The following is a 26,175-nucleotide window of genomic DNA, read 5'->3' as shown; positions in this document are numbered from 1 at the left end:
GGCGCGTCCGCCGCCTTTATGCGAATTCTTTCAGCTTTTCCCGCAGGGTCTGGTAAGCGCGGAAGAGAAGCGATTTTGTCGCCGATTCACTCAACTTGAGTATCTCTCCAATCTGCTTATAGTCCAGTCCCTGATATTTGTGCATCAGTACTGCGTTCCGCTGGCGTTCCGGCAGTGCCAAAACGTGCTGGCGGATGGCCCGCATCTTCTCGTCCTTGACCAGTTCCTGCTCAACCGAGGCGGTCAGGTCAGCAACATCCGGCGTCGTACCCGTCTCCGGGTCCGGCTGGTCGAGGTAGACATTCTGCGCCGCCCGCTCATACTTCGTATCCCGTGCGTAGTTCACGCCCAGATTGGTGGCGATGCGGTACAGCCAGGTGGTGAACTTCGCCTCCGCACGGTAGCTCTGCCGTGAACGATAGACGCGAAGAAACACTTCCTGGGCCAGCTCTTCCGCCACCGCCTGGTTGTGCACCATGCGAAACATGAAGTGAATCATGGGCTTGTGGTACTTGTGAATCAGATAATCGAAGCCCGAATCATCGCCCTCACGGACGCGGAGCATAATCTCGGCATCGGACATCGCGCTGAGCTCTCCGGCAGTCGCCGGACGCTGAGCGCGGTCGGCAGCTCCGGCTAACCCCGCAGGCCGTTCGAACGAGGTATCCAAAGTCTGGTCAAGTGCCAAGGTCGCCATGTCCTCATCAACCCGGTTTTCCTCGTCAGGTTGCGCATCGAGTTCATCCCGATCGGAATCGAGTTCCGTATCGGCATCTTCGTTCTCGCCGGGGTGGCGTGGTCGGGTGCCATGGACGGGATTGTCTTCCGGATCCGGAAATGGGGAAGATGGAGGGCGGTAAGGCATTTGGGCGACAAGGTCGATTGTAGCGGTTTAGCCGCAGGTCGAGAGAAACGGCGGACTATCTATTGGCCAGTCCCAGGCTGCGAAACGCCTGAAATTCCGCTCGAACCGCTCGAAGGAAAGATGCCATAGCGGGCTGCGAGGAAGCTCCGGTGCTCGTCGCCAAGGGTAGCTGCGACCTCCTGCCAGGTGAGCAGTTTGAGGCGCATCCGCAGTTCGAGCGGCCGGACGCAGCGCTGTACCTGGAACCATATCTCGACCAGATTCGGGCGCCGGGCATCGCAGAGCACGGCAAAACCGAGGCCGGTGGCATGCGCAGCCAGTGTCCCGCGAATGAGTTGGTAGCCGGAGACGCGGCCATCGGCAAGGCGAGGAAGATATGCGGAATCAAAGACTTCCTCGATTTCCTGATAGCGCTGGATGAGCGTTTCCGGGGCCGTCTGAAAGTCCGCTTCCGTGAGTTTGGCTTCGACCAGAAGATCGCCAAGCCTCATATCCATTTCCGTGGTGTCGCTGCGGCCGGATGCCAATGGAGTGCGTGGCTTCACGCCGAAGACCGGCTCGGTCCCGAGCCCAGCAGACTCGCCGAGCAGGGTGTGGAGTGCGATGTTTCGGCGGGTTTGCGGATGGCAGAAGACATTCATCAGCAGGGCATCCGAACTGGTACCGGCGTCGAGCTCCCGCCATGGCCAATCGGCCCGTGCGCGGGATCGTTTATAGGCGGTGTGTACCTTCCCGAGCCGCTTCATCCAGCCCGTATTGCGGAGGATTGCGGCGTAGACCTCGGGGTGGAAATTGCCGTGCCGCCCGGCTTCATCGCAGCCAAAGAGCAGGCTCGAAGCCTCACCGCCGATTTCGGCTGCGGTATAGCCGTGCGCGCGAGCCCAGAGCCGCGCGCGCAGGTTGAGCTCGTCTCTCAGGCTTAGTCCTTCGGGGACGACTACGGGGTGAGGCTCCGACTTCATAATTTTCATGATGGGCGAAGATAAGGCGAATTATAATGCGAGGAGTGATGCCGAGGCAGGTGCCTCAAAGACCTCTTTATGGTTGCCGGCCGCAAAATCGTGCACGTGGATATGGACGCCTTCTACGCGTCGGTAGAGCAGAGGGACGATCCTGCGCTGCGTGGGCGGCCGGTGGTGGTGGCCTGGCGAGGCCGGAGGTCGGTGGTTTGCGCGGCTTCGTATGAAGCCCGGAAGTTCGGCGTGCGTTCGGCCATGGCGGCGCTGACGGCGGAGCGGATGTGTCCGCATGCGATCTTCGTGCCGCCGGATTTCACCCGCTATCGCGCCGCTTCGCAGGCCGCGCGACGCATCTTCGAAGAGCACACCGACCTGATCGAGCCGCTGTCGCTCGATGAGGCGTATCTCGATGTGACCGAGAACAAGACCGGCCTCGCGACGGCGACGCGCGTGGCGAAGGCAATCCGCGAGAAGATTCGCCAGGAGCTGAACCTGACGGCTTCGGCAGGTGTAGCTCCGAACAAGTTTCTGGCGAAGATCGCCTCCGATTGGCGCAAGCCGGATGGGCTCTTCGTGATCCAGCCGGACGAGGTGGAGGCGTTTCTTGAGCCGCTGCCGGTGGGGCGGATTCCCGGCGTGGGCAAGGTGATGGAGACGCGGCTGCGTCAGCTCGGGCTGGCCACGGTCGGTGACCTGCGGCGGCTGGGACCGGGCGAATTGGAAGAACGCTTTGGCAAATACGGTGCACGTCTCTATGAACTGTCGCGCGGCATCGACCACAACCCGGTTGTTGCCGGGCGGATTTCGAAGCAGATCTCGAAGGAAGACACCTTCGAGCGCGATGTGCCGCTCGAGGAGCTCGGGGAGGTGATCCGCGAGTTGGCCGAGAAGGTGTGGAAGGCTTCGAAGGGCAATGAGCGTATTGGCCGGACCGTAGTACTCAAGCTCAAGACCAGCGAGTTCGCGAATCTGACGCGCAGCCTCACGCTGAGCCAGCCGCCGTCCTCGAGCGAAGAACTTGCGGCGATTGCGTGGGGCCTGCGCGAGCGCGTGGATGTCTCCGCGCGGCCGCTCTTCCGGCTGGCGGGTGTGGGGCTGAGTAACTTTCGCGATGAGGATGAGGAGCCGCAGTTTCCGCTGTTTCCGGGGCAGGCTGCGGAGGATGAGGATGTTTCTTCCCAGGTCTCAGAAGCGAGACCTGGGGCACCCGGCTTTGCGACTCTGCGCTGAGAGGGATGTGCGTGTTGGCACTGCTCCCTCTGTGCATTCCGTGATGAAAGGTATTCCGCTCCACGGAGCTGTAAGGCGCCCGGCGTTGGTAGGGAGGTTCGTGCTTCCCCACACAAGCCAACTGCGGGCTTGTGTGGGCCACCCGTCGTTTCTTCACCTCTCTGAGAACCGCAGGTCCCTCCACTGCGCTAAAACACAAATGCGTCTCGCTCCGGTCGGGATGACAAATCTGTGTATGGGCTTAATTCACGGGTGAAAGATCTTCGGATGACTGACGGCTGATCCGTCGTCGCGGCGCAGACTGCGAAAGACGAGAGTGGCGATGATGGTCAGGACGCCGAGTGAAAGGAGCGCCTTGTGCAGGCCGTGGATCATGGACACGCGCGTTGCGTGCGCTTCATCGGGCAGGAAAAAGGCGGTGGCGAGGCCCGCGCAGGCGACGCCGAAGCTGATGGAAAGCTGTTGCACCGTGCTTGAGATGGAGCCGGCTGCGCTGGCCTGTGCTTCGGTCGTATCGGAGTAGACCAGCGTGTTCATGCTGGTGTATTGCAGCGATGTGAAGCTCCCATAGCAGAAGGCCAGCACGAGGATGACCCAGATGGGGGTGTGCAATCCAATCGCAGCGAAGAGCAGCAGCAGGCAGCCGATGATCAGTGTGTTCGAGACCAGAACGCCGCGATAGCCAAGGCGGGCGAGAATCTTCGGCATGATCGCCTTCATGCTCATGGACCCGATGGCCTGAGGCATGATCAGCAGACCGGACTGCACTGCCGTATAGCCAAAGCCAACCTGGTAGAGCAGCGGCAGCAGGAACGGAACGCCGCCGATACCGAGGCGCGTGAAGAAGCTTCCGCTGACCGAAGCGCGGAAGGTGCGGATACGGAAGAGCGTGAGATCGAGCAGCGGATGCGCGATGGAGCGTGCGTGCAGCCAGTAGCCGAGCAGCATCGCCACGGAGAGCACGAGCATGCCGATGACTTCGCGGGAGCTGAGTGTGTGCTCGCCGAAGACTTCCAGCACATAAGAGAGCAGCGCGATGCCCGAGCCGAAGAGGATGAGGCCCACGGCATCGAGCGGATAGGTGCGCTCCTCGCGGAAATCGGGCAGGTGCAGGTAGACCATGACCAGGCCGATGAGCCCTACCGGGATATTGAGGAAGAAGATCACGCGCCAGTGCAGATAGCTGACGATGAAGCCGCCGGCCAGCGGGCCGAGCATCGGGGCGATGAGCGAAGGGATGGAGACGAAGCTCATCTGGCGTACGAGTTCGGACTTCTCGAAGGCGCGCACCAGGGTGAGGCGGCCCACGGGGACCATCATCGATCCGCCCATGCCCTGCAGCACGCGGCAGGCGACGAGCACGTGGATGTTGGTCGAAAGGCCGCAGAGCAGCGAGCCGAGTGTGAAGAGGCCAATGGCCGAGGCGAAGACACGCCGCGTGCCGAAGCGGTCGGCGACCCATCCGCTGATGGGGATGAAGACGGCGAGCGCGAGGGTGTAGCTGGCCAGTACGGCCTTCATGCTGAGCGGGCCCACATGCAGCGCGGCCGAGATGGCGGGCACGGCGGTGTTCAGGATGGTGGTGTCCAGCGATTCCATGAAGAAGGCAACCGCCACCAGCCACGGCAGCAGCCGCTTGCTGGCAGGCGAGAGAACAGGCGTCGGCGAAGGCGTAGGAAGATTCATGCTCTTGATCGGTAGGATGCCCGGAATGCTGTGAACTCCCGGCATCATGCGTGAGCCTTCTTGTGAAAAGGCGCGCAAAAAATCGGAGGCGCTGGAAGAGCCGCCTCCGACTTCTATTGTTCTACAGATTCTTCTACGAGGGGATCGAGCCGTGCTTAGTAGATCTGGATCGGCTGCACGACGCGGGTGATAGCGCCGTTCGGGCTCGGCGCATCGGGGGAGAGGCCGTGCGCGAGGCTCGAGAACAATCCCAGCAACTGGCCGAAGATCGTGTCGAGCGGCGGACGGTAGAGATCGGGAATCTCCCATGCGCCTGCGGGCTGCAGCAGCTGCGTCGATTCAAATTGTGGCGGTGCGGCCGCTCCCGAGCCGAGCACAGCTACCGCCTTTGCGACCAGCCCCTTGCGCTCGATCTCGCGGATAAGGTCTACCTCGTAACGCTGACGTGCCTTCTCGGTGGAGAGCAGGGCGATGAAGAGCGTCTCGTTGTCGAGTGCGGCCATCGGTCCATGGCGCAGGGCCAGTGTCGCCTGCGTCATTGTCTTGATCCCGCCGGCGGTGAGCTCGAGCACCTTCAATGCGGATTCAGTGGCCGCACCGGCCAGCAGCGCTGAACCGATAAGGCAGACGCGGGGATAGCGCTTTTGTGCGAGCTCCGCGGCGAGGTCTGCCGCCACGGGGAGAAAGGCCTCGGCCGCGGCACACAGAGCTGTGTGCACCGGCTCGTAGGCCTCGGGGGTCCATGCATGCGCGAGCACCTGACCGGTGAGCACCATGTTGGTGAAGGAGCTGGTCATCGCCAGGCTCTCGTCATTGGTCTCTTTGCCCAGGATGAGGCTCAGTGCATTGGCGCGATCCTTGATGAGGCGGCTCATCTTGCCGTCCGCATTGCAGGAGACGACGATGTGCGCGATCTGCGGCTGCTCGGCGAGCGCACGCTCGAGCACGGCCACGCCTTCCGGGCTGTCGCCCGAGCGCGAGAAGGAGATCCAGAGATACTTCTGGCCTTCGATCAGGTAGTCGGCGAAGTCGGTGAGCAGGTCGGTGCTCGAGACCGCGACGACCTCCGACTGCCACTCCCTGCGCAGAAGGTGATGCAGGCTGCGGCCGATGTAGTCGGATGTGCCTGCGCCCACCAGGAACACCGTCGGGCGCTCCGCCGCGGGACCGCGCACGCCGGCCGTGCTCAGAAAGGCTTGAATCTCGGGCAGGCGCGCCTTCAGCAGCGCCCAGGTCTGCTGCCAGGTCGCAGGCTGCTGTGCGATTTCCTTCGGCGTATACACGGCCCCCAGCTTTTCCTTCTCCGCCGCTGTCAGGTGAGTCAATTGTTCGAGTGCGTTCAAAATGTCTGCTCCTCTTTGTGGGTTGTGCTTCAGCGGATGTCAGCCGCTGCTTCGGATTCAAATGTCTTTACTTCAAATGGCTTCAGCTCGATGCTGACCGGAGCGTCCGCGCTCCAGTGCAGCGTGGACGCACTCTCTGCGAATGGCTGGCTTACGGCAAACGTGCTCGGTGCGCCTTTCGGCAGCTCCAGCGCCTTGTGCAGGCGAAGCACGTAGCGCTGCGGTTTATCCGAGGGATTCCGCAGCGTGACGATCCAGCCCTGCGGCTTCCATGCTGCCCATCCATAGGCTTCGAGCTTGTCCGGGTCGCCGCCGATCCAGTGCGTGTCTTCGAGAATGGCCGAGTGTGCGCGCGACCATTTGGCGGCCTTCGCCAGTGTGTCCCAGTTGGCCGAGGTCATCAGCGAGGGCGTGATGTAGAGCTCCTGCAGCTGCGTGCCGCTGCCGAAATACGACTGCACTTCTTCGCCGAACTCGTTCTTCGGATCGGTGGTGAGCGCCTTGGCCTGCTTTGCATAGACCACGCCATGCAGCATGAGCGAGTTGAGCGGAAAGAGCGGTCCACCCTGCACGATGTTCTTGTAAGTCTGCGCGTCGCGATAGGTAATCCAGCGCTGGCGGTCGCTGCCTACGCCGCTGAAGTCGTGATCCTCGCCACCGCGCCAGATGGAGTCGGCATAGAGAACCCAGAACGGCGAGGGGTAAGTGCCGGTCGTCAGGTTGATAAAGGTATCAGGCCGCGCCTCGCGAATGCTGCGGATCGCGTGGATTGCGGCGTCAAAGTCGCTGTCGAAGGCCGAGCCGGGGAAGACGCGATCCGCGTTGCCGGTGCCGTCGAGCTTGAACTGATTCACGCCGTAACGGTTGACCATCTCCATGCAGACCTTCAGGAAGCCCTCGTAGTACTTCGGTCCGGAGAGCGCGTAGCCGTCCTTGATCGTCTCGTAGCCGTGCGCGACGCCGTAAGCCACGCGCTGCTTCTTCTCATCGCCGTAACCGCCCCATGGCGAGAGCCATACGCCGATTCCAGCGCCGATCTGTTTCGCAGCCTCGGCGGTCTTTGTGAAGCCGTCAGGGAACTGCGAATCGAATCCCCAGAAGGAATTCGGATTGTCCCAGCCGTCGTCGAAGAGGAAGGAGTCGAGCTTTACACCACGCTTCTGCACCAGCTCGCGGCCGAAGGCCTGGATACGATCGATGGCATCTGCCTCGCCGTAGCGATTCGTGTAGCCGATATCGAACCACGAATTGTAGTGCAGGAATGGCTTGTAAGGGCGCGGGCGTTCCTGTTCGAGATAGTGAAGGAAGTCGCGCCGCATCTGGCCCGGCTCCGCGGTGCCGATGACCGCAGAATAGGTGACGCTCTGCCCTTTGCGCAGCGGCAGTACGCGCGCGATGCCGGCCTGTGCGCGACCGTCAGTCACGCGGCTCCATGAGATCGGATGCTCGAAGCCAAGAAACATGGAGCTGTCGACAATCGGCGAGCCCTTCACCGTGCCGGAGACATGCGCCTCGGCATCGGGGAAATCGATCAGCTGCACGTCGGTGATGGGGAGATCGGCCTGTTCATTGCGGATCGACAGGGTCTCACGCACATAGTGCCGGTCGGCGTGAGAGATTATGCACCACGTGAGCCTGGTCGCCGTTGCGTCGTCCTTGAATTCGGCGCATGTGCCCTGGGCAGAAGCAGTGAAGCCGTGTACCCACTGCACCGCGGAAGGCTTCAGCACGCGGCCATCCTTGAGAGTGACGGCGAAGAGTTCGGCCGATTGCAGCGTGCGATGCGCTGCGGTGTCCTCCACGACAAGCTCGGGGGCGGATGTCTGCAGCGTCACGCGCAGGGTGCGGTTCTCGACCACTGTCGTCGCATGGGCGTGGGTGGTTGCAAGCGCCAGCACCGCAGAGGCACAGACGCACAGGCCGCGCTTTCGCGGCCGTGCTTTCATCGAGTGCCTCCCACGGTGGGGAAGTTGTGCTCCGCGAGGAAGCGGCTCAATTCTTCGCGCACGCGGAAGGACTCCGTGCCGCCCGGCCGCAGCGTGGAGAAGGCTCCGGTAATATTGCCGGCCCGCGCGCACTCTTCGAGGCTGTGGTCGGAGATCCATGCCGAGAGGAAGCCCGCGTCGAAGCTGTCTCCGGCACCGATGGTGTCGATGGGCTCGACACTCAGGCCCGGCACCTGGAACTGGCGATCGCCCTGGCGTATGAATGCACCATCGCGTCCGCTCTTCACCGCAACCAGCGGCACCAGTTGGGCCATCGCATCGAGCGCGGCCTGCAGATCGTCTTTGCGCGTCATGCGCAGCAACTCGTCGCGATTGGGCAGAAGCAGATCGACATACGGCAGCAGCTCAGGGAGAACGCCGGCCCACTGGTCTTCAGGATCGTCGTTGGTGTCGAGCGAAATGGTGAGGCCGCGCCGCTTCAGCTCGCGGAAGAGTCCGGGCAGATCCTTCTGCAGACCGCGATGCAGGAAGAGCGACGAGAGATGAAAGTGTCGCGCCGAAGCGAGATAGTCGATGTCGAGATCGGCGATGGTCATCTCGAACATGGTGCCGGGATAGGTGAGGATGCGGCGTTCGCCGCCGTGGTGCAGCAGGATCGTTACACCGGTCTTGGTCTCGTTCTGCGCTCTCACCACGTGAGAAACGTCGACGCCACCTGCCTCGAGTCTGCCCAGAGCCATGGTTCCGAATTCATCGCGGCCTACGCGCGTAATGAAGCCCGTGGAGACCCCGAGACTGGCGAGGTTGTGCGCCACGATCGCGGAGGAGCTCCCCAGCGTGACCTCGAAGTTTGTGGCCAGCAGCTCGCGTTCCGTGGGAATCGTTACAGGCAATCCGTAGAGGATCAGGTCCAGGTTGATCTCACCGGCAATGGCTATATCCAGGCTTGGCATCTCACTCCCGCGTTCATGGTTTCGATTTATGTTTCGCATAATTGCTTCTTATGCGCCGCCCAGTCAAGAAGAAAGCAAACGTAATCCATAATCCGGCCGCTTTCCCCTGCGGAACCCGCGCCATTCGCGGTGATTCCAGAAATTCGTTGAAAGCTGAATCGCCACGGCTCCGCTTTTCATGGAAATTTCTTATTGACAGCTCTGTTGCGGATGCTTACTTTCTATCTCAATTATCGCCCAAAGCGAAAGTATCCGTAACAAAGATTTTTCGGCCACTGTTTTGGACCTACAGGTCCCTGCTACTTCATCTCACGACGGTTCTGAAAAGGCGCACTCAGAATGAATTGCAAAACCAGTTTGCTCCCCGCTCCCTGTTGTCAGACCCCCCATCGCCCGGCGCAAGACCGGACTTCCAGGGCCTCAATGCCGGTTTTTGCCGTGTTGCTGGCCCTGCTGCTTTTTGTGCCTTCGTTTTGCTTTGGCCAGCTTACGGTCGGCAATCTCGTCGGTACGGTGACTACGCCCGACGGCTCCGTGCTGCCCGGCGCTTCCATCACGGTGACGAACAACGGCACGACTGCCACCCGTAAGGTTGTCACGAACGGGCGCGGCGACTACAGCGTGCCGGATCTCGATCCGGGAACCTATACGGTGGAAGTGGATGGCGCAGGCTTTAGCGCCTATCGGAACACCGGCGCCGTGATTGCCGCGCAGCAGACCGTGCGTATCGATGCGCACCTCAGCGTGCAGGGAGCGAACTCCACGGTGACGGTGACCGCGGGCGCGCCGGTGATCCAGACAGATATGCCTTCGATTGCGACCACGGTTTCATCGGAGAACCTCAACACCTCTTCGTCGAACCTGCTTTCGACTTCAGATGCGACGGGCGACAGCGGCCTGCTCTATTACACGACGCTGCTCCCCGGCGGTTCGCAGGCGGGCTCGAGCTATGACTGGTCGATGTACGGATCGCGCGGCTCCGAGGCGTACTACAACGTGGACGGCATCAGCTCCAACTCTGCGCTCTACGGCAACATGGTTGGGCCTTCGCTGCCTCCCTTCGGCATGATCCAGGAAGTCGAGTACTCGGCCGTCGACAACAAGGCTGAAATGGGGCAACTGCTCAATATCAGTGTCGTTACCAAGTCCGGTACGAACAAGTTTCACGGCGACCTCTTCGACAACTACTCGAATAACGCTTTCCAGGCGCGCAATTATTTTGCCGACAGCGTAGGCAAGCTGATCTCCGACGACTTCGGTGCGGACATTGGTGGACCGATCCTCCGCAATCGGCTGTTCTTCTATGGATCGGGCGAATTCCTGCGCGAGGCCGAGCCGATCTCGATCAACCCGAGCGTGCCTACGGTCAACTTCCGCAACGGTGATTTCTCTTCGCTGCTGAATGGCTCGAACCCGATCACCATCATCAATCCGTACACCGGCCAGGCCTTTGCGAATAACCAGATTCCGGCTTCGATGATCAGCTCCGCTGCACAGACGTGGCAGAACCTGTTCTATCCGGACCCGAACTACGGCACGGCTGACAACTACATCTCGAACTTCCGCGGCACCTATCCGCAGAATGTCTACACGAACCGCTATTACCTGCGCAGCGATTACCAGGTTTCGCAGAACAACACGATGTTCGCGCGTGTGGGCTACATCCGCTCCTCGCCCGAGGTGCTCGACAGCGGCCTGCCGCCTTCGCTCACCGGATATCGCGTGCAGCGCCGCCAGACGTGGCAGGGCGTTATTTCAGATACGTGGGTGCTGAGCAACTCGCTGATCAACGTGGCCAAGGTGGGCTTTACGCATACCTTCAATAGCTTCGGCGGCGCGATTCACGGCCAGCCGCTCATCGATGAACTGGGCATCGAGGGTTTCCCGACCGTCGGTTCGCAGTTCACCGGCATTCCCTCGCTCGCCATCAGCGACTTCACTTCGCCTTATCAGCTGACGGAGAGCCAGCCCACCGAGCAGACCTTCCAGCTCGTCGACCAGATTACCTGGCAGCACGGTTCGCACACGGTGAAGGCCGGCGTGGAGTATCGTCCGATGCAGGCTGACTCCTACTACAACCCAACCTTCGGCAGCGATAGCTTCACCGGCGCTTACACGAACTTTGCCTATGCCGACTTCCTGCTCGGCCTGCCGCAGACGACCAGCTATACGTATGCGCGCTCGCCGCAGTATGCACAGCTCTGGTACCTCAGCGGCTTTGTGCAGGATGACTGGAAGGTGAAGCCGAACCTGACTGTCTATCTGGGCGCGCGCTACGACTACAATAGCCCGGCCGTGGACAAGAACAACATCATCGCTTCCTTCGATCCGAAGACCGGCGCGGTAGTCATCCCGAACGAAAGCATTGCGAGCGACATCAACACGGTTTTCCCCTCGCAGATTCCGATTGAGACCGCAGCCGAGGCGGGTTACCCGGACCGCAGCATGCGCAACTCGTTTAAGACGGCGATTTATCCGCGCCTGGGCTTCGCCTATCGCCCGTTCAACAACGACAACACGGTGATTCGCGGCGGCTATGGTATCTACAACGATGAGCTGAGCGCCGCGCTCTTCTCCTATCTCTATGGCGGACCCTTCGGTGTGGGCGTGAGCTACTCGAATGCCATCAGCGGCAACTCATCGCTGGTGAGCTTCCAGCACCCGATCAACAGCGGCGCGCAGGATAGTCTGCTGGGTGCGGTGGGCGGAGACATGCTCGACAAGAACATGCGCAACCCTTATGTGCAGCAGTTCAACCTCACGCTCGAGCAGAACCTCGGCTTCAACACCGGTTTCCGTCTCTCGTATGTGGGCACACGCGCAGCGAAGCTGATCTTCGCCCGTAATATCGACCAGGTTCACGCCAGCACCACGGCTTACGACCAGGCCAACTCGCCCTATCCCAACTTCTATGACGTCTACCTCTTCCAGAATGGCGGCTATGAGAACTACAACGCTCTCTCCGCCGAGGTGAATCGCCGCTTTGTTGGCGGTCTCAGCTTTGAGGCTGGCCTGACGTGGGCGAAGAACCTCACCGATGACGATGAGAGCAGCCTGCCGAATGGCATCGATGGCGGCGTTACGTCAGAGGATGCTTACAACCTCTCGCGGCAGAAGGGCAATGCCAAGTACGATCCCCGTGTGAGCTTCGTCTCAAATCTCATCTGGGAGCTGCCCTTCGGCCATGGCAAGTGGCTCTTCAATCAGAACGGCATCGTCGATCGCTTTATCGGTGGATGGAAGATCAGCGGCGCGTACCTCGCGCAGAGCGGTGACTTCCTTACGCCGGAATTCAGCGGCCCCGATCCTTCGAACACCAACCAGTTCAGCGGCGCAGCGCAGCGCGTGGCGAAGAATCTTTATCCCCACGAGCGCACGCGGACGGAGTGGTTCAATCCGGCGGCCTTTGCGACTCCGGCGAACGGCACCTTCGGCAGCGGAGCCTTCGGTACGGTTGTGGGCCCAAACATGAACAACGTGAACCTCGCTCTCTTCAAGACCTTCGCGCTCTACCGGGGAAGCCAGCTTGAGATCAAGGGCAGCTTTACCAACGTGCTCAACCACACCAACTTCGGCGATCCGGATGTAACGATCACCGATTCTTCCGTAGGCCAGATCACCAGCACCACGACCAGCTCCACGGCTGGCCCGCGTGCCGGACTGGTTACGGCTCGCATCACCTTCTAGTTGCATGCCTGCGCGGCGACCCGGCCAGAGGGTTCGCCGCGCAGGTCTTTTTGCGTATGGATGTTGCCGCGGATTTACCCATGCACCCATGGAACGCGGTAGGCTGACCAAACAGGGTGCTTTGCCCCCCAGGATTTGTATATGACCGAGAACACCACCACTCTCACTTCCGCACCCTCCGAGCCCGGAGCTACGGACAAGTTTGTCGCCATGGTCTCCGCCAAAGCGGATGTGACCCTGCCGCTCAGCCAGTTTCATCCCCGCTCCATGCTGGTGCAGGAGCCGCACGAGATCACGAAGCCGCGCTTTCCTGTCATCGATTACCACAACCATCTGGATGCGCTGGAGCCAGCCGAGGTGCTGCGCGTGATGGACGAGTGCGACATCGAGCGCGTCGTGAATATCACCATGAAGACGGGCGAGCCCGCGCTGCGCATTGTCGATAAGTTTCTTTCCGCGGACCGCGACCGCTTTGGTGTGATCGCTTGGATGGATTGGAGCGGCGTCGAGCGGCCGGACTTTGCGCAGGTCTCCTGTGATCGCCTCGAGCGGTTTGTCGAGCGCGGTGTATGTGGCCTCAAATTCTGGAAGGACCTCGGACTTGGTATCAAGGATGCGAGCGGTGAGCTGATGCGCGTCGACGACGAGCGCCTTGCGCCGATCTTTGATAAGGCCGCCGAGCTTGGCATCCCGGTGATGTTCCACATCGCCGACCCGGCTGCTTTCTTCCTCCCGATCGACGCGAACAATGAGCGCTACGAGGAGCTTGCGGCGCATCCGGACTGGAGTTTCTACGGCGCGAAGTGGGGCAAGTATGAACTGCTCGACCAGCGTGACAACGTGATTGCAAGGCATCCAAAGACGACCTTTGTGCTGGCGCATGTGGGCGAATGCGGTGAGAACCTGCCTCGTGTGCGGAAGCTGCTGGACCGCAGCCCGAATGTGCTCCTTGATTTCAGTGCGCGCGCCTCGGAGCTTGGCCGCCAGCCCTATTCCGCACGCAAGCTGTTCATCGATTACGCGGACCGCATCCTCTTTGGCTCCGATCTGCTGCCGGAAGTGGAGATGTACCGGCTCTACTACCGTTTCCTCGAGACGGCGGATGAATATTTCGATTATCCGACGCATAGCTCAAGGCAGGGACGTTGGAATATCTGCGGGCTCGACCTACCAGAGGATGTGCTGCGTAAGATCTATCGCGAAAACGCGCTACGGCTGCCGAAGTAGCGGCCGCGCTTACAGGATTTACAGGGACGAAGAGAAAAGATATGCATCGGTTACAAAAGCTGTTTTCGCGGAAGGGAAGCGGGATCTACTCGGTCTGCTCTGCCCATCCGTGGGTCATTGAAGCCTCAGTTGAGCAGGCGCTGGAAGATGGATCGCTGCTGCTTGTCGAGGCAACCTGCAACCAGGTGAACCAGTTCGGCGGATACACGGGCATGACGCCTGCCGACTTCCGCAAGTTCGTAACAGACGTTGCGACAAAATCCGGACTTGCGGAAGAGCGGCTCATCCTTGGTGGCGATCACCTGGGTCCGAACCCGTGGAAGAGCCTGCCGGCCGAAGAGGCCATGAAGAATGCCGAGGCGATGGTCAAGGCTTACGTGAAGGCAGGCTTCACAAAGATCCATCTTGACGCAAGCATGTCCTGCGCGGATGACCCGACGCCGCTGCCGCCCGATGTCATTGCGCATCGCGCTATCCGCCTGGCGAAGGTCGCAGAGGCTGCACGTGAGGGCGGGGAAGCTCCGGTCTATATTGTTGGCACGGAGGTGCCCACCCCCGGCGGTGCTACGCACAGCCTCGACGTGCTCGTGCCGACGCATGCATCGGATGCCGAGCATACATGGCAGATTCATCGTGAGCTTTTCGATACGTCGGAGAATGGCGATCTCTGGTCGCGCGTGCTCGGGCTTGTTGTGCAGCCGGGTGTCGAGTTCGGCCATGACGGCGTTGTCGAGTACGATCGCGCGAAGGCTGCGGAGTTGGTGGCCTCGCTGCAAAAACCTGGCGGTCCGACGGTATTTGAAGCGCATTCCACTGACTACCAGCTGCCGCAGGCATTTGTTGCGCTCGTCGAGGATGATTTCGGAATCCTCAAGGTCGGTCCTGCGCTTACGTTCGCCTTGCGCGAAGCGCTCTTTGAGCTTGAGGAGATCGAGCAGTTGTTGGTTCCCGCAGGATCCTGCTCGCATCTCCGCGAGACCCTGGAGCAGGTGATGCTCGACGAGCCCGCCGACTGGAAGTCGCATTACCATGGCACACCGGAAGAGCAGAAACTTCTGCGGGCCTACAGCTATAGCGATCGTATCCGTTATTACTGGAATCGCCCTGCCGCCGAGCGGAGCGTGTCTCTGCTGGTGCAGAATCTCGAGGCGCGTGTCATTCCTGAAACGCTCATAAGCCAATATCTACCGTTACAGTATGCGAAGCTGCGTGCCGGAGCGATCGACTCCCACCCCGTGGCGCTCATTCGCGACCATATCCGCGAGGTGCTGCGGCAGTACGCGCGGGCCTGCAGGGAGTAGCAAGCGGGATGCTCTCGTTCGGCTCTTCTGTGGATGTGAGAAGTCGCCGAACGTTTAAGCTGGCTATGGATCCCATGGCCAGCTACCGTTTCCTTTTTCAGATAGCTATGGCCGCTTGCAGCCTCGCAGGCGGCTCGCTTTGCATTGCTCAGATTCCGGCAACTCCGACTGCTCCCCGTTTCGTCATGTACGTCGCTTCGGATGAGGGCGTTCGCTTTCGCGACCTGGCGAAGACGCTTCCGTTTGGCAAGATCACCGACCTCAACCTCGCATTCGCCGATCCGCCGCAGTGTGACGGCGTGTGTAGCTCCGCGAGCGACATGCGCTTCGCAGTGAAAGGTCAGGACGGGGACGATCTGCGTGCCATTGTGTTGGCAGCGCATGCCACGGGTGTCAAAGTCACTGCCTCGATCGGTGGTGGTGGAGGCGATCAGCGCATCATCGCCTTCTATAACGCCGGGCTTGTCGCCCCTCTCGTGGCGTCACTCGATGCATTTGTGAAGCAGTACAACTTTGACGGCGTGGATCTGGATATCGAAGACGCCAGTAACATGGGCCAGCCGTTCCTAGCCATGACGAATGCTCTGATCGCGACATTCCACCCCGAAGGGCGTTTTGTGACAGCGGCTGTTGCGAAATATCTTCAGGCGTCCATGCCGGATTCCGCCCTTGCGCAATTCGACCTGCTCAATGTAATGAATTACTCCTCCTATGCCGCAGCTAAGGACGCACTGGAGTTCTATGCAGTCCAAAAGAAAGTTCCCGCAGAGAAATTGGTGCTTGGCGTGCCGTTCTTTGGTTCAACAGAAGACGACTCTCGCGAGGAGAGCTACAAGGCCATTGCCTCCGCATATGCGAATGCGTGGAAGGTGAACATTGTTGGTGGAGGGGCACTCGATGACGGGCAGGCGTTTCGCTATGTCGGAGAGAGCACTATGGCGGCAGAGGTCGAGCTCGGAAAGAAATATGGAGGCGTGATGGTGTGGGAATTACTCAGCGATGCACCTGCGCCACACTCACTACGGAAAGTGATCGAAGATCACTTCTAGCCTTATTTCTTCTGCGTGGAGGAAATTCTTTCACAAGGCTGCTGTCGAGGTTTCTATTGTTGCGCGGCTCATCGAGTCCTCGATTACGCGTGTTCCGGAGACAGACAACATGAGTCCTGCCGCGCAAAGAAGAAGGATCGTAGAGCACAACCATGCCGCTCCAGGCATGCTCCATAGTGGATGATCGTTGCAGGCGCGTGCGAGGCATGAATGGGAGTAAATGCCGGTAAAGAGCGCAGGGCCGAAGAGTGTGGCTACTCCTGAAATGCTTGCCAGCGCGCCCTGCAGTTGCCCTTGCTCCGTTGCGTTGATGCTGCGTGTCATAAAGCTTTGGGCGGCGGCCGGCGCCAGTCCCCATAGTGCGAAGAGGGGAATGCCCGCAAGAAACAACATTCCGTTTTCGGCGCATCCGAAGATGGTCATCCCTGTAGCGCCGCAAAGCAGGGCTAGTACGACGGTTCCTCGCTCTCCCAGTTGGGCAATGATCGGTTTCACAAGCGTTGCCAGAGCAAGAATCGCGCTGAAGCCTGCGAGCATAAGAGAAAGCCCCGCTGATCGCGAATCCCAATGAAATCGATCCGCTACGTACAGCACGTAGAGAGATGGCAGCACTACACCGGCAAGAGAGTTGAGGAATGTGACAGAACAGAGCCGCAGGAGTTGCGGGTTGTTGCGAAGGATCTGAAGGTTGGTGAGAGGGCTGAGTTGTTGGAAGGAAATATTGCGTCGCTGAACTGCTGGTAAAGATTCCGGGAGCAGCAGTAGCGTGCATATTCCATTCGAGCAACTGAGAAGGGCTGCAAACCAGAATGGCAGACGCGCGTCCATGTGGCTGAGAGTGCCCCCGATACCGGGCCCCACAATAAATCCAAGTGCGCATGCGACTCCAAGATATCCAAACTCCTTCGCTCTTTCTCCCGAGTCAGATTTGTCTGCGATGTAAGCATTCGCTGCGGTCATGTTGGCGGATGTTATGCCTGCGAGTATCCGACCGCACATCAGCCACGAGATAGATGGTGCCAATGCCATCAGGATGTAATCGACGGCCAAGCCAAAGTTAGAAAGAAGGATGATGGGCCGGCGTCCGAAGCGGTCTGAAAGCGTTCCAAGCACGGGCGAGAAAAGGAACTGCATCAGAGCGAAGACTGTGCCGAAGTTGCCTAAAATGATGGCTACTCGGGCGCTGCTGCCATGGGTAAGCGCTGCAATGAGTTGCGGAAGGGAAGGAGCGACCAGTCCCAGCGCCAGCATGTCGAGAAAGACAGTGGTGAAGATGAAGAATACGCCGCGCTTCATCCGGCTATGGCCATGCTGAGAGAGGAGCGGAGCGCCAGATCCTCGAGGGCTGCTGCCGCTTTCGCCGATCCTCCCGCATTGCGGAATGAATCCTGAATGACTCTCGCGCTTTCCCGGTAAGAATCATCCGTCAGGACTGCTGTAAGTGCGTTTACGAAGTCTTCTATCTTCGCTCGCCCAAACTTCATGCGGATTCCCGCGCCCGAGTTTGTAACCTGTTGGGCGATGATGGGCTGGTCATCGCGGATGGGTGCAACGACCAGTGGGATTCCATGCGCCAGCGTTTCACAAACTGTATTGTGGCCTGCGTGGCATACAACCACGTCGATGTGAGGTAGAAGTTCGAGCTGTGGAACGCTCGGCAATACGATTACGTTAGGCGGGACGGCCTGCACAACGCCGTCGGGTGCAATCACGATCATCTGAATGTGTTCGTGCATCTGCTGCGCTGCGGCGATAGCATTTGCAAAGAACGTATGACCGATCGCGCCACTTATAGTCCCTAACGTGACCAGGACATGCCTCCTGGCGGGATCGAGCCAATTCCACGGGAATGTTGCGGCGCCAGGCCGCTTCTCAATCGCTGGGCCGACAAATAGCCACTCTTTAGGAAATGTATTTGTATCTCCAACCAGCTCTTTTGTACTGAATGCCAGGACCAAATGTTCTGAGAAACGAAGATCGCCCACCGATGCTGATTCGTGCGAGATACCTAATCCCTGCTGGAAGGAGATCAGTTCGTCCCGCAGCCAGTCTGCAAAAAGCGGAAAGGTCTCGAATGGATCGACTAAATCGGAAGAGGTGGTGGCAGATGTGGCCCAGCATAAGTTGCGTTCCCGCGCGAGGCCAGCGCCGGCCAGCGCCTGCTGATCGACGATGAGCGTGTGTGGTTGGAATGCGTAGACTGCCCGCTCGACTGCAGGAAGCATCGCTCTTCCGAGCGGGAGGATGAAGTCCTTCCAGAGAAAACGGAAAGCCTCCGCGCCGCGAAGGCCACGTCCTATCTCAGCGATGCGCTGCATGTCAGATGCAGAAAATCCCTCATCTGCCGGAAAGAGTATTGCTCCTTCCGGCAGCAGCTTGGCGAGCGCAAAGGCTGGTCCCGTCCAAGCAACTTCGTGACCTCTTGAGGCAAGTTCCGCTCCCACGGCTACTGTCGGATTAATGTGGCCTGTGAGTGGTGGCACTATGAAAAGGAATCGGCTCATGCCTGATCCAGTAACATCGCGCGACTGAGAGGCGCAGGCTCAAAAGGAATATCCGGCGGGATCCACATCGGCGCTTCTCCTGTATGCCCTGCCAGCCACCACTCCAGAACGCGGGCCACGTACGGAGAAGCATTGAATAGCACACGATGATCCAGGCCAGGCAGCACGATGAGACGGGTCTGCGGAACGAGGGCGGCTAGTTTCTGTGCGCGCCAGAAAATATCCGATGCGCTGCCGTATATAGCAAGAAGCGGAATCTGCAATGCCTGCAGGCATATGTTCGGATACGGTGCGGTCGAGAGAAGGTCTTCGCGAATGGTGGTGTTGTCAATCAGAGATATGCCGCGCTGCGCCACCTTATTCGTCTTGCGATCACGAGCAGCGAGCCAGTCACGCCACTTTTGTTCGTAGATGCACTTACTCAGGAAGCCCAGGGTTTCGGACATCTCTTCTCCGAACCTGACATCGGCATACAGTCCCTCGATCAGTGCGACGTCCGCAACAAGCTCGGGATAAGTGACTGCCATCCCCATGGCGATGGCTCCGCCATAACTATTGCCGACGAGATGCACGGGGTCTTGAATCTTCATTTGAATCAGGAGTTCTCGTAGATCATCGACCCCATCTGCTACGGAATAGCCGGTTGCCGGCCGATCGGATGCGCCGTGGCCACGAAGGTCATACATGATGACGCGATGTCCTGCCATCGAAAGGGGATTCGCGAGCGTGAAATAGTAGCTGGAAAGATCATCGATGATGAGGCCGTGAATCAGGACGACGGTCTTTCCACTTGGCGCTACTCCGGAGGCCGGAGGTAGATCCTGAACATGCAGCTTTATACCGCTGGGGAGGGTTTCGATCATCGCAGTATCCGTCCTAGGCTTTCGCCTGATGCAGGCAGTTAGATACGTAATCGACGACGTCACCAACATTGAGAGAAATGATGTCGTCGACGTTCTTGGTTGACAGAAAGGTCACAAAGTTCACTCGATCGCCAAATTCTGTTTTCAGTCGGTCGGCCAGAGTTATGAACTCAATGCTCTCGAGCTCAAGGTCGGAGCCAAACTTTGTGTTCATTTCAATCTCCGTGGCGAGTAAGTCGGGATCGCCAATCACAACACCAAGATGCTTTCGGACGAGAGTGAGAATTCCTTCCTCTGAGCTGTCGATATACGTAGCATTCAAACTGGCTTCCATTTCAGATTCCTTTCTATTGAGAGTGCTGCGCTTTTCAGGTGATGCGGGCATCTTCTATCGATCACATCTTGTCCAGGCGACCACGTATTCTGTGTTTACTGGCGGGAAGAATGTGGATGACGTGAGCCAGAATGTGTGTACTCGATGATGTGTTTGGGTTGGGTGATGCTGAACGCCAATGTAGTCAGGGTGTTCGTTGACAATTTCCAGATCGGAGAGTCGACCGGCAAGCCCGGTGCCCGCGACTTTTGCTACCGCTTCCTTCGCGGCCCAGAAGCGCAGGAAAAGCCTGCAACGTGAATCCCTCGTCTGCGAAGAATAGCGCGTTGCCGCAGCCGTCAGGAGGCGTCGCTCCCGTGCTGACAAGCTCAGTTCTTCCACGCCAGGGGCATGCTCGCGCAGTATTTCGGCATCAATCCCTACCGCTGTATCACCGCTCATTGCAACGGCGATATGTCCGCTATGCGCGATAGAGAGACGAATCTTATCGCCATTCGGCAGAGCCGCTATAGGGGGCTTTCCTGATTCGGATGTAATTGTGATCTCGGATGGAGATGGGCACTCTCTGCCGCGGTGCGTGAGGTGATGGCGCACCGCATCCTTGGCCGCGATGCGGCCCATCACCCAGTGATGACGATGCCTTGGAGCGCGCGCTTGCAACATATCGATTTCTTTCCAGTTGAGATACAAATCGGCACCGCCGCAAGGGTCTTGCGATATGTCCAGGTCGGAGAGCCACATCCAGCTGTGTGCTTCCAGATGGGAGACTGTCCGTATCATTCGATCCGAGGTGAAGTTATCGAGTGAGCGGTGTGTCGGAACGATGACATATCTCCTGTACAAGATTCGGAATGAAAGACCATACGATTTCCGGCTAGCTTATTGCCACGGAGCGACTAGGTCTGCAATGTGCCGGCCGTAGCCTATGCCGGGATAGAAAGCTGCTCCATCGCGAGCGGTTTCCTGTCTGCTGTCAATTCGTCGAGCCGCAGTGCCGCGCCTTCAGCCCAGAGAGCGGCCGCAACCCGGCAGAGTTGCTGTGTACCGGGTTGTCCGGGGATCGTAGTTGCGACTGTGACGAAGTCTCGACCGGCGAGAGTGTCTTCCACAAAGCTCGTGAGGCTGCCAACTCCAACCTGCACAAATGCGCGAATGCCGTCGTGGTGCATATTCTCGATCAGAGTACGGAATCGAACCGGTTCCAGCAGGTGCCGGATCATCAGTTCGCGCGTTGCGATTTCATCCTCTGGAAATGGCCGCGATGTAGTCGCGGACCAGGTTGGGACCAGCGGGAGATGGAGAGGGGTTTTTGCGATCCCTGCCACTCGTTCGATGTATGGAGCAAGAAAAGGGGAGTGGAATCCAGAGCGGAAATGAAGAAGGCGCGCCGCAACTCCTTTCCCGTTCAGCCTGGACACTGCAGCGATAACGGCATCCTCCTGCCCGCAGATGATGGACTGATGCGGGCAGTTATCGTGCGTAACGACAACGTTCGCTATGCCCCGAATCGCGTCCTCCGCAATATCTGCTCCGCATCCAAGGGCGGCAAAGACGCAATCCGGCAGCTCAAACACAGCGGGATCCAAGCTAGAGAGGAATGCGTCGAGCGAACTTGATGGAATCATTCCCGCAGAGACCATGGCGTTCCACTCTCCGATGCTGTGCCCTGCGATGGCTGCCGGTTCGATGCCCATGCGGCGTACGACGCTATCAAGGAAGCGTCCGACATGGAGCAGCGAGATGGAGTGGTTCAGCACGCTGTATTCGCGCTCATCTATATCCAGGCGAGTAAGCCCGAACTGATCGGCGACCTCATCGAGCATGGGATTAAACTTCTGCTCGAGGCCCGGAAAGAGTAGAGCAATGCTGCCTCCCCTGCCGATGAGGTCGTCCCCCGAGAACCAGACATCTTTGCGGCCTCTCCAGGAGGCTCCGGCCGCGACGACCCGGCGAGCAACATTGAGCCGCTGTTTATCCGCACCGACGATAGCGAGGCGAAATGGACCGTCGGCTGCGGCTGGCTGACGGGAGGATCGACGCAGGATCGACTCGTCATCGCACGCAAGCTGTTCCTGGATGTCTGTGACGGTGGAACCGGCGAGCAGCAATAGTGGGGGGGAAGTCCAGCTCATTGCAATTCTCCTATGCCCGGACAGCAAGCATTTCAATCGTCGTGAATATTGGACAGATGTTGAAACAAATGCTCGAACTGTAGGCGCAGATGGGCCTTGAGCCCGAAAGAGCCTGCAAATCGTGTGCGCTGCGACTAATAGGAAGACGGCTTGCTTATTCACTCACCGTGGTGAGTGGGCAAAAAATAAAGGTCAAGCGTGATGCGATATGTGAAGCGTCAAGGTGAATGAGTGTTACAGGCCGCCCGGGATGCGAGGGCTGATAGCCTTATCTCTGGCGAAATGATGACTCAGTCGATGATCGATGCTTGAATAACTATGTCGGATCGATTCGGAATGCCAAATCTATTCGTCGATGTCGTCTCATGTCGACATCTTTGCCTGATTTATAGCAGCAAAATGCCTGAAAACAACAGTACATTTATTGATTTATTGCAGCTAATGACGAAATTTTTCGATTACTTTAACATCTGATATCACCAATAACATCAGGATATATCGGAGGCATTTTGATCTAAGTGGAATCATTGCATGCCGATATGCTTCGATATTGCCGCAGGTCATGGCCTCTGATGTGCTACCAGCAGAACTGTCCCATAGGGAGGCAGTTGCAATTGGACTTCGGGTGATTTGTGGCTTTCCAGCCTGAGATCCTCAGTCCCGCCGTTATCTGCATCCCAGCGCTCGACGCGGCGCGTTTTGAAGTTCAGCTGTAAGCGGTTTTCGAGAGGTCGGTCGCTTTCGTTGAAGAGGAAGAAAAGCTGGCCGTCGTGAATGCTCCGGACTTCTACGCGCAGGGCAGGATCGGGTTTCGCTAGAGTTGCGCGTTGTTTCGGCACTGACGCCTGCAACCGCTGCAGCAGCAGCGGCGGGACTTCGAGCGGAGCAGGAGGCGTGGCTGGAGGAAACTGCGGAGGTGTTGGCGTCGGGGCCAGGGCCACAGGGACAGTCATGGCCCACGGAAAGCTTTCAGGGTTCGTAGCACGAGCCCGCAAGTCATTCTGACCGGCTATGAATGAGGGTGCCGTACCGATGAAAAGTACGTGGCCGCCGGCGTTGGCGAAGTCATGGAGCCGTTCGATCACGGCCTGTGGCAATAAAGATGCGCGCGGAACGATAACCGTCTCGTAGCGATTTCCGCTGGCGGAGACAAAGGCTCCATGGCTGGTCTTCAAAATGCTGCCGATGGCATCCTCGTCGATAATGTCGAAGTCGATCTGATGTTCCGATAAGACTCTTTCCATCGTTACGAAGGTGTCGTCAGCTTTGGTGTCGCCCATCCATAGGCTTTCGGCAGGCAGGAGCAACGCCACGTTCGCCTCGGGATGGCCCTGCGAGAGCAGATAACTTAGTCGTCCGGCATAGTGCATCAGCGCGGGATAGGCGGGATCACGCATAAAAGACATGGGACCGCCCTTGCCCGGCGTAGCTGTTGAAGGGAAGTACATCGTCTCGACGAGGTTGATGCCGCGCGCAAACTGTTCATTGAGGATGTAACTAGCCATCGTGACATCCGGCAGCGGGCGATATGCCGCGAAGCTTTCCGTGAAGGCGCGTGGGTGTCCGTACACATGGGCCGCGGAGCTGGCTAATCTCGGATAGTCCGAGATTGTATCTGTCCAGATCTGATGCCAGATTGCGTCGATGCCAGGGACCTGCACATAGCGCATGTCGCGAAAGAAGTTGCCCTCGCTGTGCGCGAGCTGTATCTGCATCTCTTCGTGGTTCAGGTGCACCTGATACTCGACGCCATGCGCCGCGCACCAGTCCGCCTGCGGCTTGAAGAATCCATCCCTAAACATCTCGGCGAAGACATCATCGTAGTCGGCCCTGGCCCGCAGCTGCTCGCCAGCCAACGGCACGTCTTTGCCCTGCAGCATTGCAGCCAGCCAGGGGCGCGGATCGTATCCTTTCTCGCGCTCGAAGCGATCGAAGAGCGCCTGCGACCAGGGCAGCCCGCTGATGGAGTAGTCCGGCTCATCGCCGCGAAAGCCCATCACGGTTTTGCCGAACTCATCGCCAAAGGCGCGGAAGTAAGCCTCGTGCGTAAGCCGCAGAAATTCCGCGGTCGCTTGCGGATTGAGATAGTCCTCAAGAGATTGAGAGGTATCCTTCACGGCCTTGGGATTGGTGTCGGAGCGCGTTGGAGAGGTTCGATATTGATGCTCCACAACGTACACCGTCCACGATCCGCCGTTAGCCGGCGCCGTCCAGCTTGCGTGGCCGTTGGAAAACGGGATCTGCATGCTTTCGCCATTTGCGCCGATTGCTGTAACCGCAACTGTCTCCGGCGTGATCGCCTGCTCGAAGCTTGCGCCGGGATTCACCGTGGCATGCATCGCCGCGACGAGTGCCTGCATACGCAGCTCAGGATGTTCTGCCGATATCTTTCCTCCGGCAAAGCCGCTGGGATACCCGGCGTCATCGACGATCCATACCCGCAGATTGCGCTGTTTCGCTTCCTCGACGAATTGTTTGAAGAAGGCGAGATGTTCGGGCGAGAGATAGGCGCGATCCGATCCTCGTCCCCACTGGACCGTGACCGCGCGAAAGCCGAGCTGCACCATGGTGTCCAGATCGTGCCGCACGGTCTCGATGGTCGCAGGGCCGTTCAATCCGTAGTACGGCTCCGGACCGTATTCCGGTGGCGGCGTTTTCCACGCGGCGCGTAGCTGCTTTACTGTGGGATTGCTGAATTGCTGCCAGGGTTTCGGCGTCTGCGCGCGCGAAGGGATGGCAGCAGCGGCTGTGATGAGGAGCAGGCAGGCGGCGCGATTCAGAAGCGGCATCGTGGGAACCATCATCTCTGATGCGGCGGCGGCAGGATGCAATACGGTCGCGGGCATCGATATCTTCGGCACCGTTATCGTATAGAAAATTGTTTCCAATTTGAATACAGCAGGCTGCTTTGCTTCTTCGTCGTCCAAACAAAATTCGGCCTGCAGCACTCGGCTGCAGGCCGTTGTGAGCCGGCGCGTGTTCGCCCGCGCCGTGAAGGACTATTGCGAAAGCTTCACTATCAAAGCTGAATTCGCGGGCAGGTGAATTGCTAATCCATTCGCCTCTGCAGAACACGAGCCCTCGCCCAGCAGATTCTGCGTGGAGTTCCATCTTTCCGCGTCGGTCATCGCCGTCTTGACGTGAAGGGTGACGTCCTCGGCTCCGCGATGCACCGCGACCAGCACGCGCTCCTCACCCTCTTTACGCAGATACACGATGGCGTCGTCCGAGACATAGAGGATCTGCTCTTCGCCGGTCTGCAATGCCGGATGCTGCGCGCGCAGGGCCAGGAGCTGGTTCGTCCATGCGTACATGGCCTGTTGTTCCGCGGTGCGGCTACCCGGGCTGAATCCATCCTGCTTCATGCCTGTGAACCCACCGGGGAAGTCGTGCCGGTTGTCGGGATCATCGCCTCCGCTCATGGCCAGCTCATCGCCGGAGTAGAGCTCCGGCATGCCGCGTGTCGTGAGCAGAACCGCTGTCGCCAGCCGCTCCGCGGTTTGGTCGCCATGCGCTTCGCTTAGAAAGCGGGCCGTATCGTGATTGCCGATGAATGGCACCAGCCGCTCCGGGTGAGGATAGAGTGCGTCCTTGCGAAGCACATCGGCGATCTCCGTCATCGGGGCCTTCTGCGCGAAGACCTTCAGCAGTGCGAAGTGCATGGGAAAGTCGAAAGGTGTGTAGAGACCGGTATCCACGCCGGCGCGGGTGACTCCTCCGGCGTAGGCGGAGGTGATGGTGGGGTCGCCATTGAAGACTTCACCGACCGTCGTCAACTGCGGATAGAGCTGACGCAGTTCGGCATGGAATTCCTGCCAAAAGGGGCGTCCGACATAGGGAAAAGTGTCGATTCGCAGGCCATCGAGACCGCCTTCTTCCGTCCACCAGACTGCATTCTGGATCAGGTACTTCGCGACTGCGGGGTTCTCCTGGTTCATATCCGGCAGCGTGTTAGCGAACCATCCCTCGGTGACGTCACGACGATCCCGCCACGGCGAGTGAGGATCGACGAGGGGAGCGAAGTCGCCCTGTGCGACGCGGTGATTGGCCTTGCTGCCATGGAACCAGTCCGGCTCTGGCGGATCGCTAACCCAGT

19 protein-coding genes are annotated in these 26,175 nt (G+C 59.2%); 5 read left to right on the top strand and 14 right to left on the bottom strand.

Annotated features, from left to right (window positions below):
* Positions 1-16: 16 nt before the first annotated feature.
* Both QM649_RS13805 and QM649_RS13800 read right to left on the bottom strand, forming a co-directional pair.
* Positions 17-865, bottom strand: coding sequence for an RNA polymerase sigma factor (locus QM649_RS13805; protein ID WP_415199631.1), 849 nt, complete (start codon positions 863-865; stop codon positions 17-19).
* A 59-nt stretch (positions 866-924) separates the two neighbouring features.
* A complete protein-coding gene (locus QM649_RS13800; RefSeq protein WP_415199630.1) occupies positions 925-1,827 on the bottom strand; it encodes a PGN_0703 family putative restriction endonuclease in 903 nt (300 codons plus the stop codon).
* Between the two features lie 78 nt (positions 1,828-1,905).
* On the opposite strand from QM649_RS13800, the gene dinB reads away from it, so the two are divergent.
* Positions 1,906-3,054: a DNA polymerase IV gene (gene dinB / locus QM649_RS13795; protein WP_415199629.1), complete on the top strand. Its 1,149-nt coding sequence runs from the start codon at positions 1,906-1,908 to the stop codon at positions 3,052-3,054.
* A gap of 246 nt (positions 3,055-3,300) precedes the next feature.
* Here dinB and QM649_RS13790 read toward each other — a convergent pair whose 3' ends face one another.
* The 4 genes from QM649_RS13790 to QM649_RS13775 form a co-directional block, all read right to left on the bottom strand.
* Positions 3,301-4,788, bottom strand: a complete 1,488-nt coding sequence (locus QM649_RS13790) for a DHA2 family efflux MFS transporter permease subunit (protein WP_415199628.1) — start codon at positions 4,786-4,788, stop codon at positions 3,301-3,303.
* Positions 4,789-4,895: 107 nt separating this feature from the next.
* Positions 4,896-6,083 (bottom strand): SIS domain-containing protein, encoded by a 1,188-nt coding sequence (locus QM649_RS13785; RefSeq protein WP_415199627.1) that lies wholly within the window; start codon positions 6,081-6,083, stop codon positions 4,896-4,898.
* A 29-nt stretch (positions 6,084-6,112) separates the two neighbouring features.
* Positions 6,113-8,029 (bottom strand): enterotoxin, encoded by a 1,917-nt coding sequence (locus QM649_RS13780; protein WP_415199626.1) that lies wholly within the window; start codon positions 8,027-8,029, stop codon positions 6,113-6,115.
* Positions 8,026-8,982, bottom strand: coding sequence for a carbohydrate kinase family protein (locus QM649_RS13775; RefSeq protein ID WP_415199625.1), 957 nt, complete (start codon positions 8,980-8,982; stop codon positions 8,026-8,028). Before QM649_RS13775 ends, QM649_RS13780 begins: the two co-directional genes overlap by 4 nt.
* Positions 8,983-9,405: 423 nt before the next feature.
* On the opposite strand from QM649_RS13775, the gene QM649_RS13770 reads away from it, so the two are divergent.
* The 4 genes from QM649_RS13770 to QM649_RS13755 all read left to right on the top strand — a co-directional run bounded on the left by QM649_RS13770 (position 9,406) and on the right by QM649_RS13755 (position 16,246).
* Positions 9,406-12,669 carry a carboxypeptidase regulatory-like domain-containing protein gene (locus tag QM649_RS13770; protein ID WP_415199624.1) on the top strand — a complete coding sequence of 1,088 codons (3,264 nt, stop codon included), beginning with the start codon at positions 9,406-9,408 and terminating at the stop codon, positions 12,667-12,669.
* A gap of 141 nt (positions 12,670-12,810) precedes the next feature.
* Positions 12,811-13,896, top strand: a complete 1,086-nt coding sequence (locus QM649_RS13765; RefSeq protein ID WP_415199623.1) for an amidohydrolase family protein — start codon at positions 12,811-12,813, stop codon at positions 13,894-13,896.
* Positions 13,897-13,937: 41 nt separating this feature from the next.
* Entirely contained in the window at positions 13,938-15,197 is a 1,260-nt protein-coding gene (locus tag QM649_RS13760) for a D-tagatose-bisphosphate aldolase, class II, non-catalytic subunit (protein WP_415199622.1), read from the top strand.
* Between the two features lie 74 nt (positions 15,198-15,271).
* Positions 15,272-16,246, top strand: coding sequence for a glycosyl hydrolase family 18 protein (locus QM649_RS13755; RefSeq protein ID WP_415199621.1), 975 nt, complete (start codon positions 15,272-15,274; stop codon positions 16,244-16,246).
* Between the two features lie 30 nt (positions 16,247-16,276).
* On the opposite strand, the gene QM649_RS13750 is transcribed toward QM649_RS13755, so the two are convergent.
* The 8 genes from QM649_RS13750 to QM649_RS13715 all read right to left on the bottom strand — a co-directional run.
* Positions 16,277-17,542 (bottom strand): MFS transporter, encoded by a 1,266-nt coding sequence (locus QM649_RS13750; RefSeq protein WP_415199620.1) that lies wholly within the window; start codon positions 17,540-17,542, stop codon positions 16,277-16,279.
* Positions 17,539-18,750, bottom strand: a complete 1,212-nt coding sequence (locus QM649_RS13745) for a glycosyltransferase (RefSeq protein ID WP_415199619.1) — start codon at positions 18,748-18,750, stop codon at positions 17,539-17,541. Before QM649_RS13745 ends, QM649_RS13750 begins: the two co-directional genes overlap by 4 nt.
* The gene (locus tag QM649_RS13740) at positions 18,747-19,613 is read right to left on the bottom strand and encodes an alpha/beta fold hydrolase (protein WP_415199618.1); all 867 of its coding nucleotides are present in this window, start codon (positions 19,611-19,613) and stop codon (positions 18,747-18,749) included. Before QM649_RS13740 ends, QM649_RS13745 begins: the two co-directional genes overlap by 4 nt.
* 13 nt (positions 19,614-19,626) lie before the next feature.
* Positions 19,627-19,947, bottom strand: a complete 321-nt coding sequence (locus QM649_RS13735) for a hypothetical protein (protein ID WP_415199617.1) — start codon at positions 19,945-19,947, stop codon at positions 19,627-19,629.
* Positions 19,948-20,001: 54 nt separating this feature from the next.
* Positions 20,002-20,688, bottom strand: a complete 687-nt coding sequence (locus QM649_RS13730; RefSeq protein WP_415199616.1) for a 4'-phosphopantetheinyl transferase family protein — start codon at positions 20,686-20,688, stop codon at positions 20,002-20,004.
* A 182-nt stretch (positions 20,689-20,870) separates the two neighbouring features.
* Entirely contained in the window at positions 20,871-22,079 is a 1,209-nt protein-coding gene (locus QM649_RS13725) for an acyltransferase domain-containing protein (RefSeq protein ID WP_415199615.1), read from the bottom strand.
* Positions 22,080-22,639: 560 nt separating this feature from the next.
* Positions 22,640-24,925, bottom strand: coding sequence for a glycosyl hydrolase (locus QM649_RS13720; protein ID WP_415199614.1), 2,286 nt, complete (start codon positions 24,923-24,925; stop codon positions 22,640-22,642).
* 153 nt (positions 24,926-25,078) lie between these two features.
* Positions 25,079-26,175: alpha-amylase family glycosyl hydrolase (locus QM649_RS13715; protein WP_415199613.1), on the bottom strand; the 1,097-nt coding region annotated here is incomplete at its 5' end.

The organism is Silvibacterium sp. (assembly GCF_047605705.1).
Lineage (GTDB): Bacteria > Acidobacteriota > Terriglobia > Terriglobales > Acidobacteriaceae > Silvibacterium.
This window is presented reverse-complemented; position numbering and strand designations above follow the sequence as displayed.

Bases quoted from the DNA above. Each gene is read 5' to 3' on its own strand.
- QM649_RS13805 (WP_415199631.1), bottom strand. From the start codon at position 865: ATGCCTTACCGCCCTCCATCTTCCCCATTTCCGGATCCGGAAGACAAT.
- QM649_RS13800 (WP_415199630.1), bottom strand. From the start codon at position 1,827: ATGAAGTCGGAGCCTCACCCCGTAGTCGTCCCCGAAGGACTAAGCCTG.
- dinB (WP_415199629.1), top strand. From the start codon at position 1,906: ATGGTTGCCGGCCGCAAAATCGTGCACGTGGATATGGACGCCTTCTAC.
- QM649_RS13790 (WP_415199628.1), bottom strand. From the start codon at position 4,788: ATGATGCCGGGAGTTCACAGCATTCCGGGCATCCTACCGATCAAGAGC.
- QM649_RS13780 (WP_415199626.1), bottom strand. From the start codon at position 8,029: ATGAAAGCACGGCCGCGAAAGCGCGGCCTGTGCGTCTGTGCCTCTGCG.
- QM649_RS13775 (WP_415199625.1), bottom strand. From the start codon at position 8,982: ATGCCAAGCCTGGATATAGCCATTGCCGGTGAGATCAACCTGGACCTG.
- QM649_RS13770 (WP_415199624.1), top strand. From the start codon at position 9,406: ATGCCGGTTTTTGCCGTGTTGCTGGCCCTGCTGCTTTTTGTGCCTTCG.
- QM649_RS13765 (WP_415199623.1), top strand. From the start codon at position 12,811: ATGACCGAGAACACCACCACTCTCACTTCCGCACCCTCCGAGCCCGGA.
- QM649_RS13760 (WP_415199622.1), top strand. From the start codon at position 13,938: ATGCATCGGTTACAAAAGCTGTTTTCGCGGAAGGGAAGCGGGATCTAC.
- QM649_RS13755 (WP_415199621.1), top strand. From the start codon at position 15,272: ATGGCCAGCTACCGTTTCCTTTTTCAGATAGCTATGGCCGCTTGCAGC.
- QM649_RS13750 (WP_415199620.1), bottom strand. From the start codon at position 17,542: ATGAAGCGCGGCGTATTCTTCATCTTCACCACTGTCTTTCTCGACATG.
- QM649_RS13745 (WP_415199619.1), bottom strand. From the start codon at position 18,750: ATGAGCCGATTCCTTTTCATAGTGCCACCACTCACAGGCCACATTAAT.
- QM649_RS13740 (WP_415199618.1), bottom strand. From the start codon at position 19,613: ATGATCGAAACCCTCCCCAGCGGTATAAAGCTGCATGTTCAGGATCTA.
- QM649_RS13735 (WP_415199617.1), bottom strand. From the start codon at position 19,947: ATGGAAGCCAGTTTGAATGCTACGTATATCGACAGCTCAGAGGAAGGA.
- QM649_RS13730 (WP_415199616.1), bottom strand. From the start codon at position 20,688: ATGTGGCTCTCCGACCTGGACATATCGCAAGACCCTTGCGGCGGTGCC.
- QM649_RS13725 (WP_415199615.1), bottom strand. From the start codon at position 22,079: ATGAGCTGGACTTCCCCCCCACTATTGCTGCTCGCCGGTTCCACCGTC.
- QM649_RS13720 (WP_415199614.1), bottom strand. From the start codon at position 24,925: ATGCCCGCGACCGTATTGCATCCTGCCGCCGCCGCATCAGAGATGATG.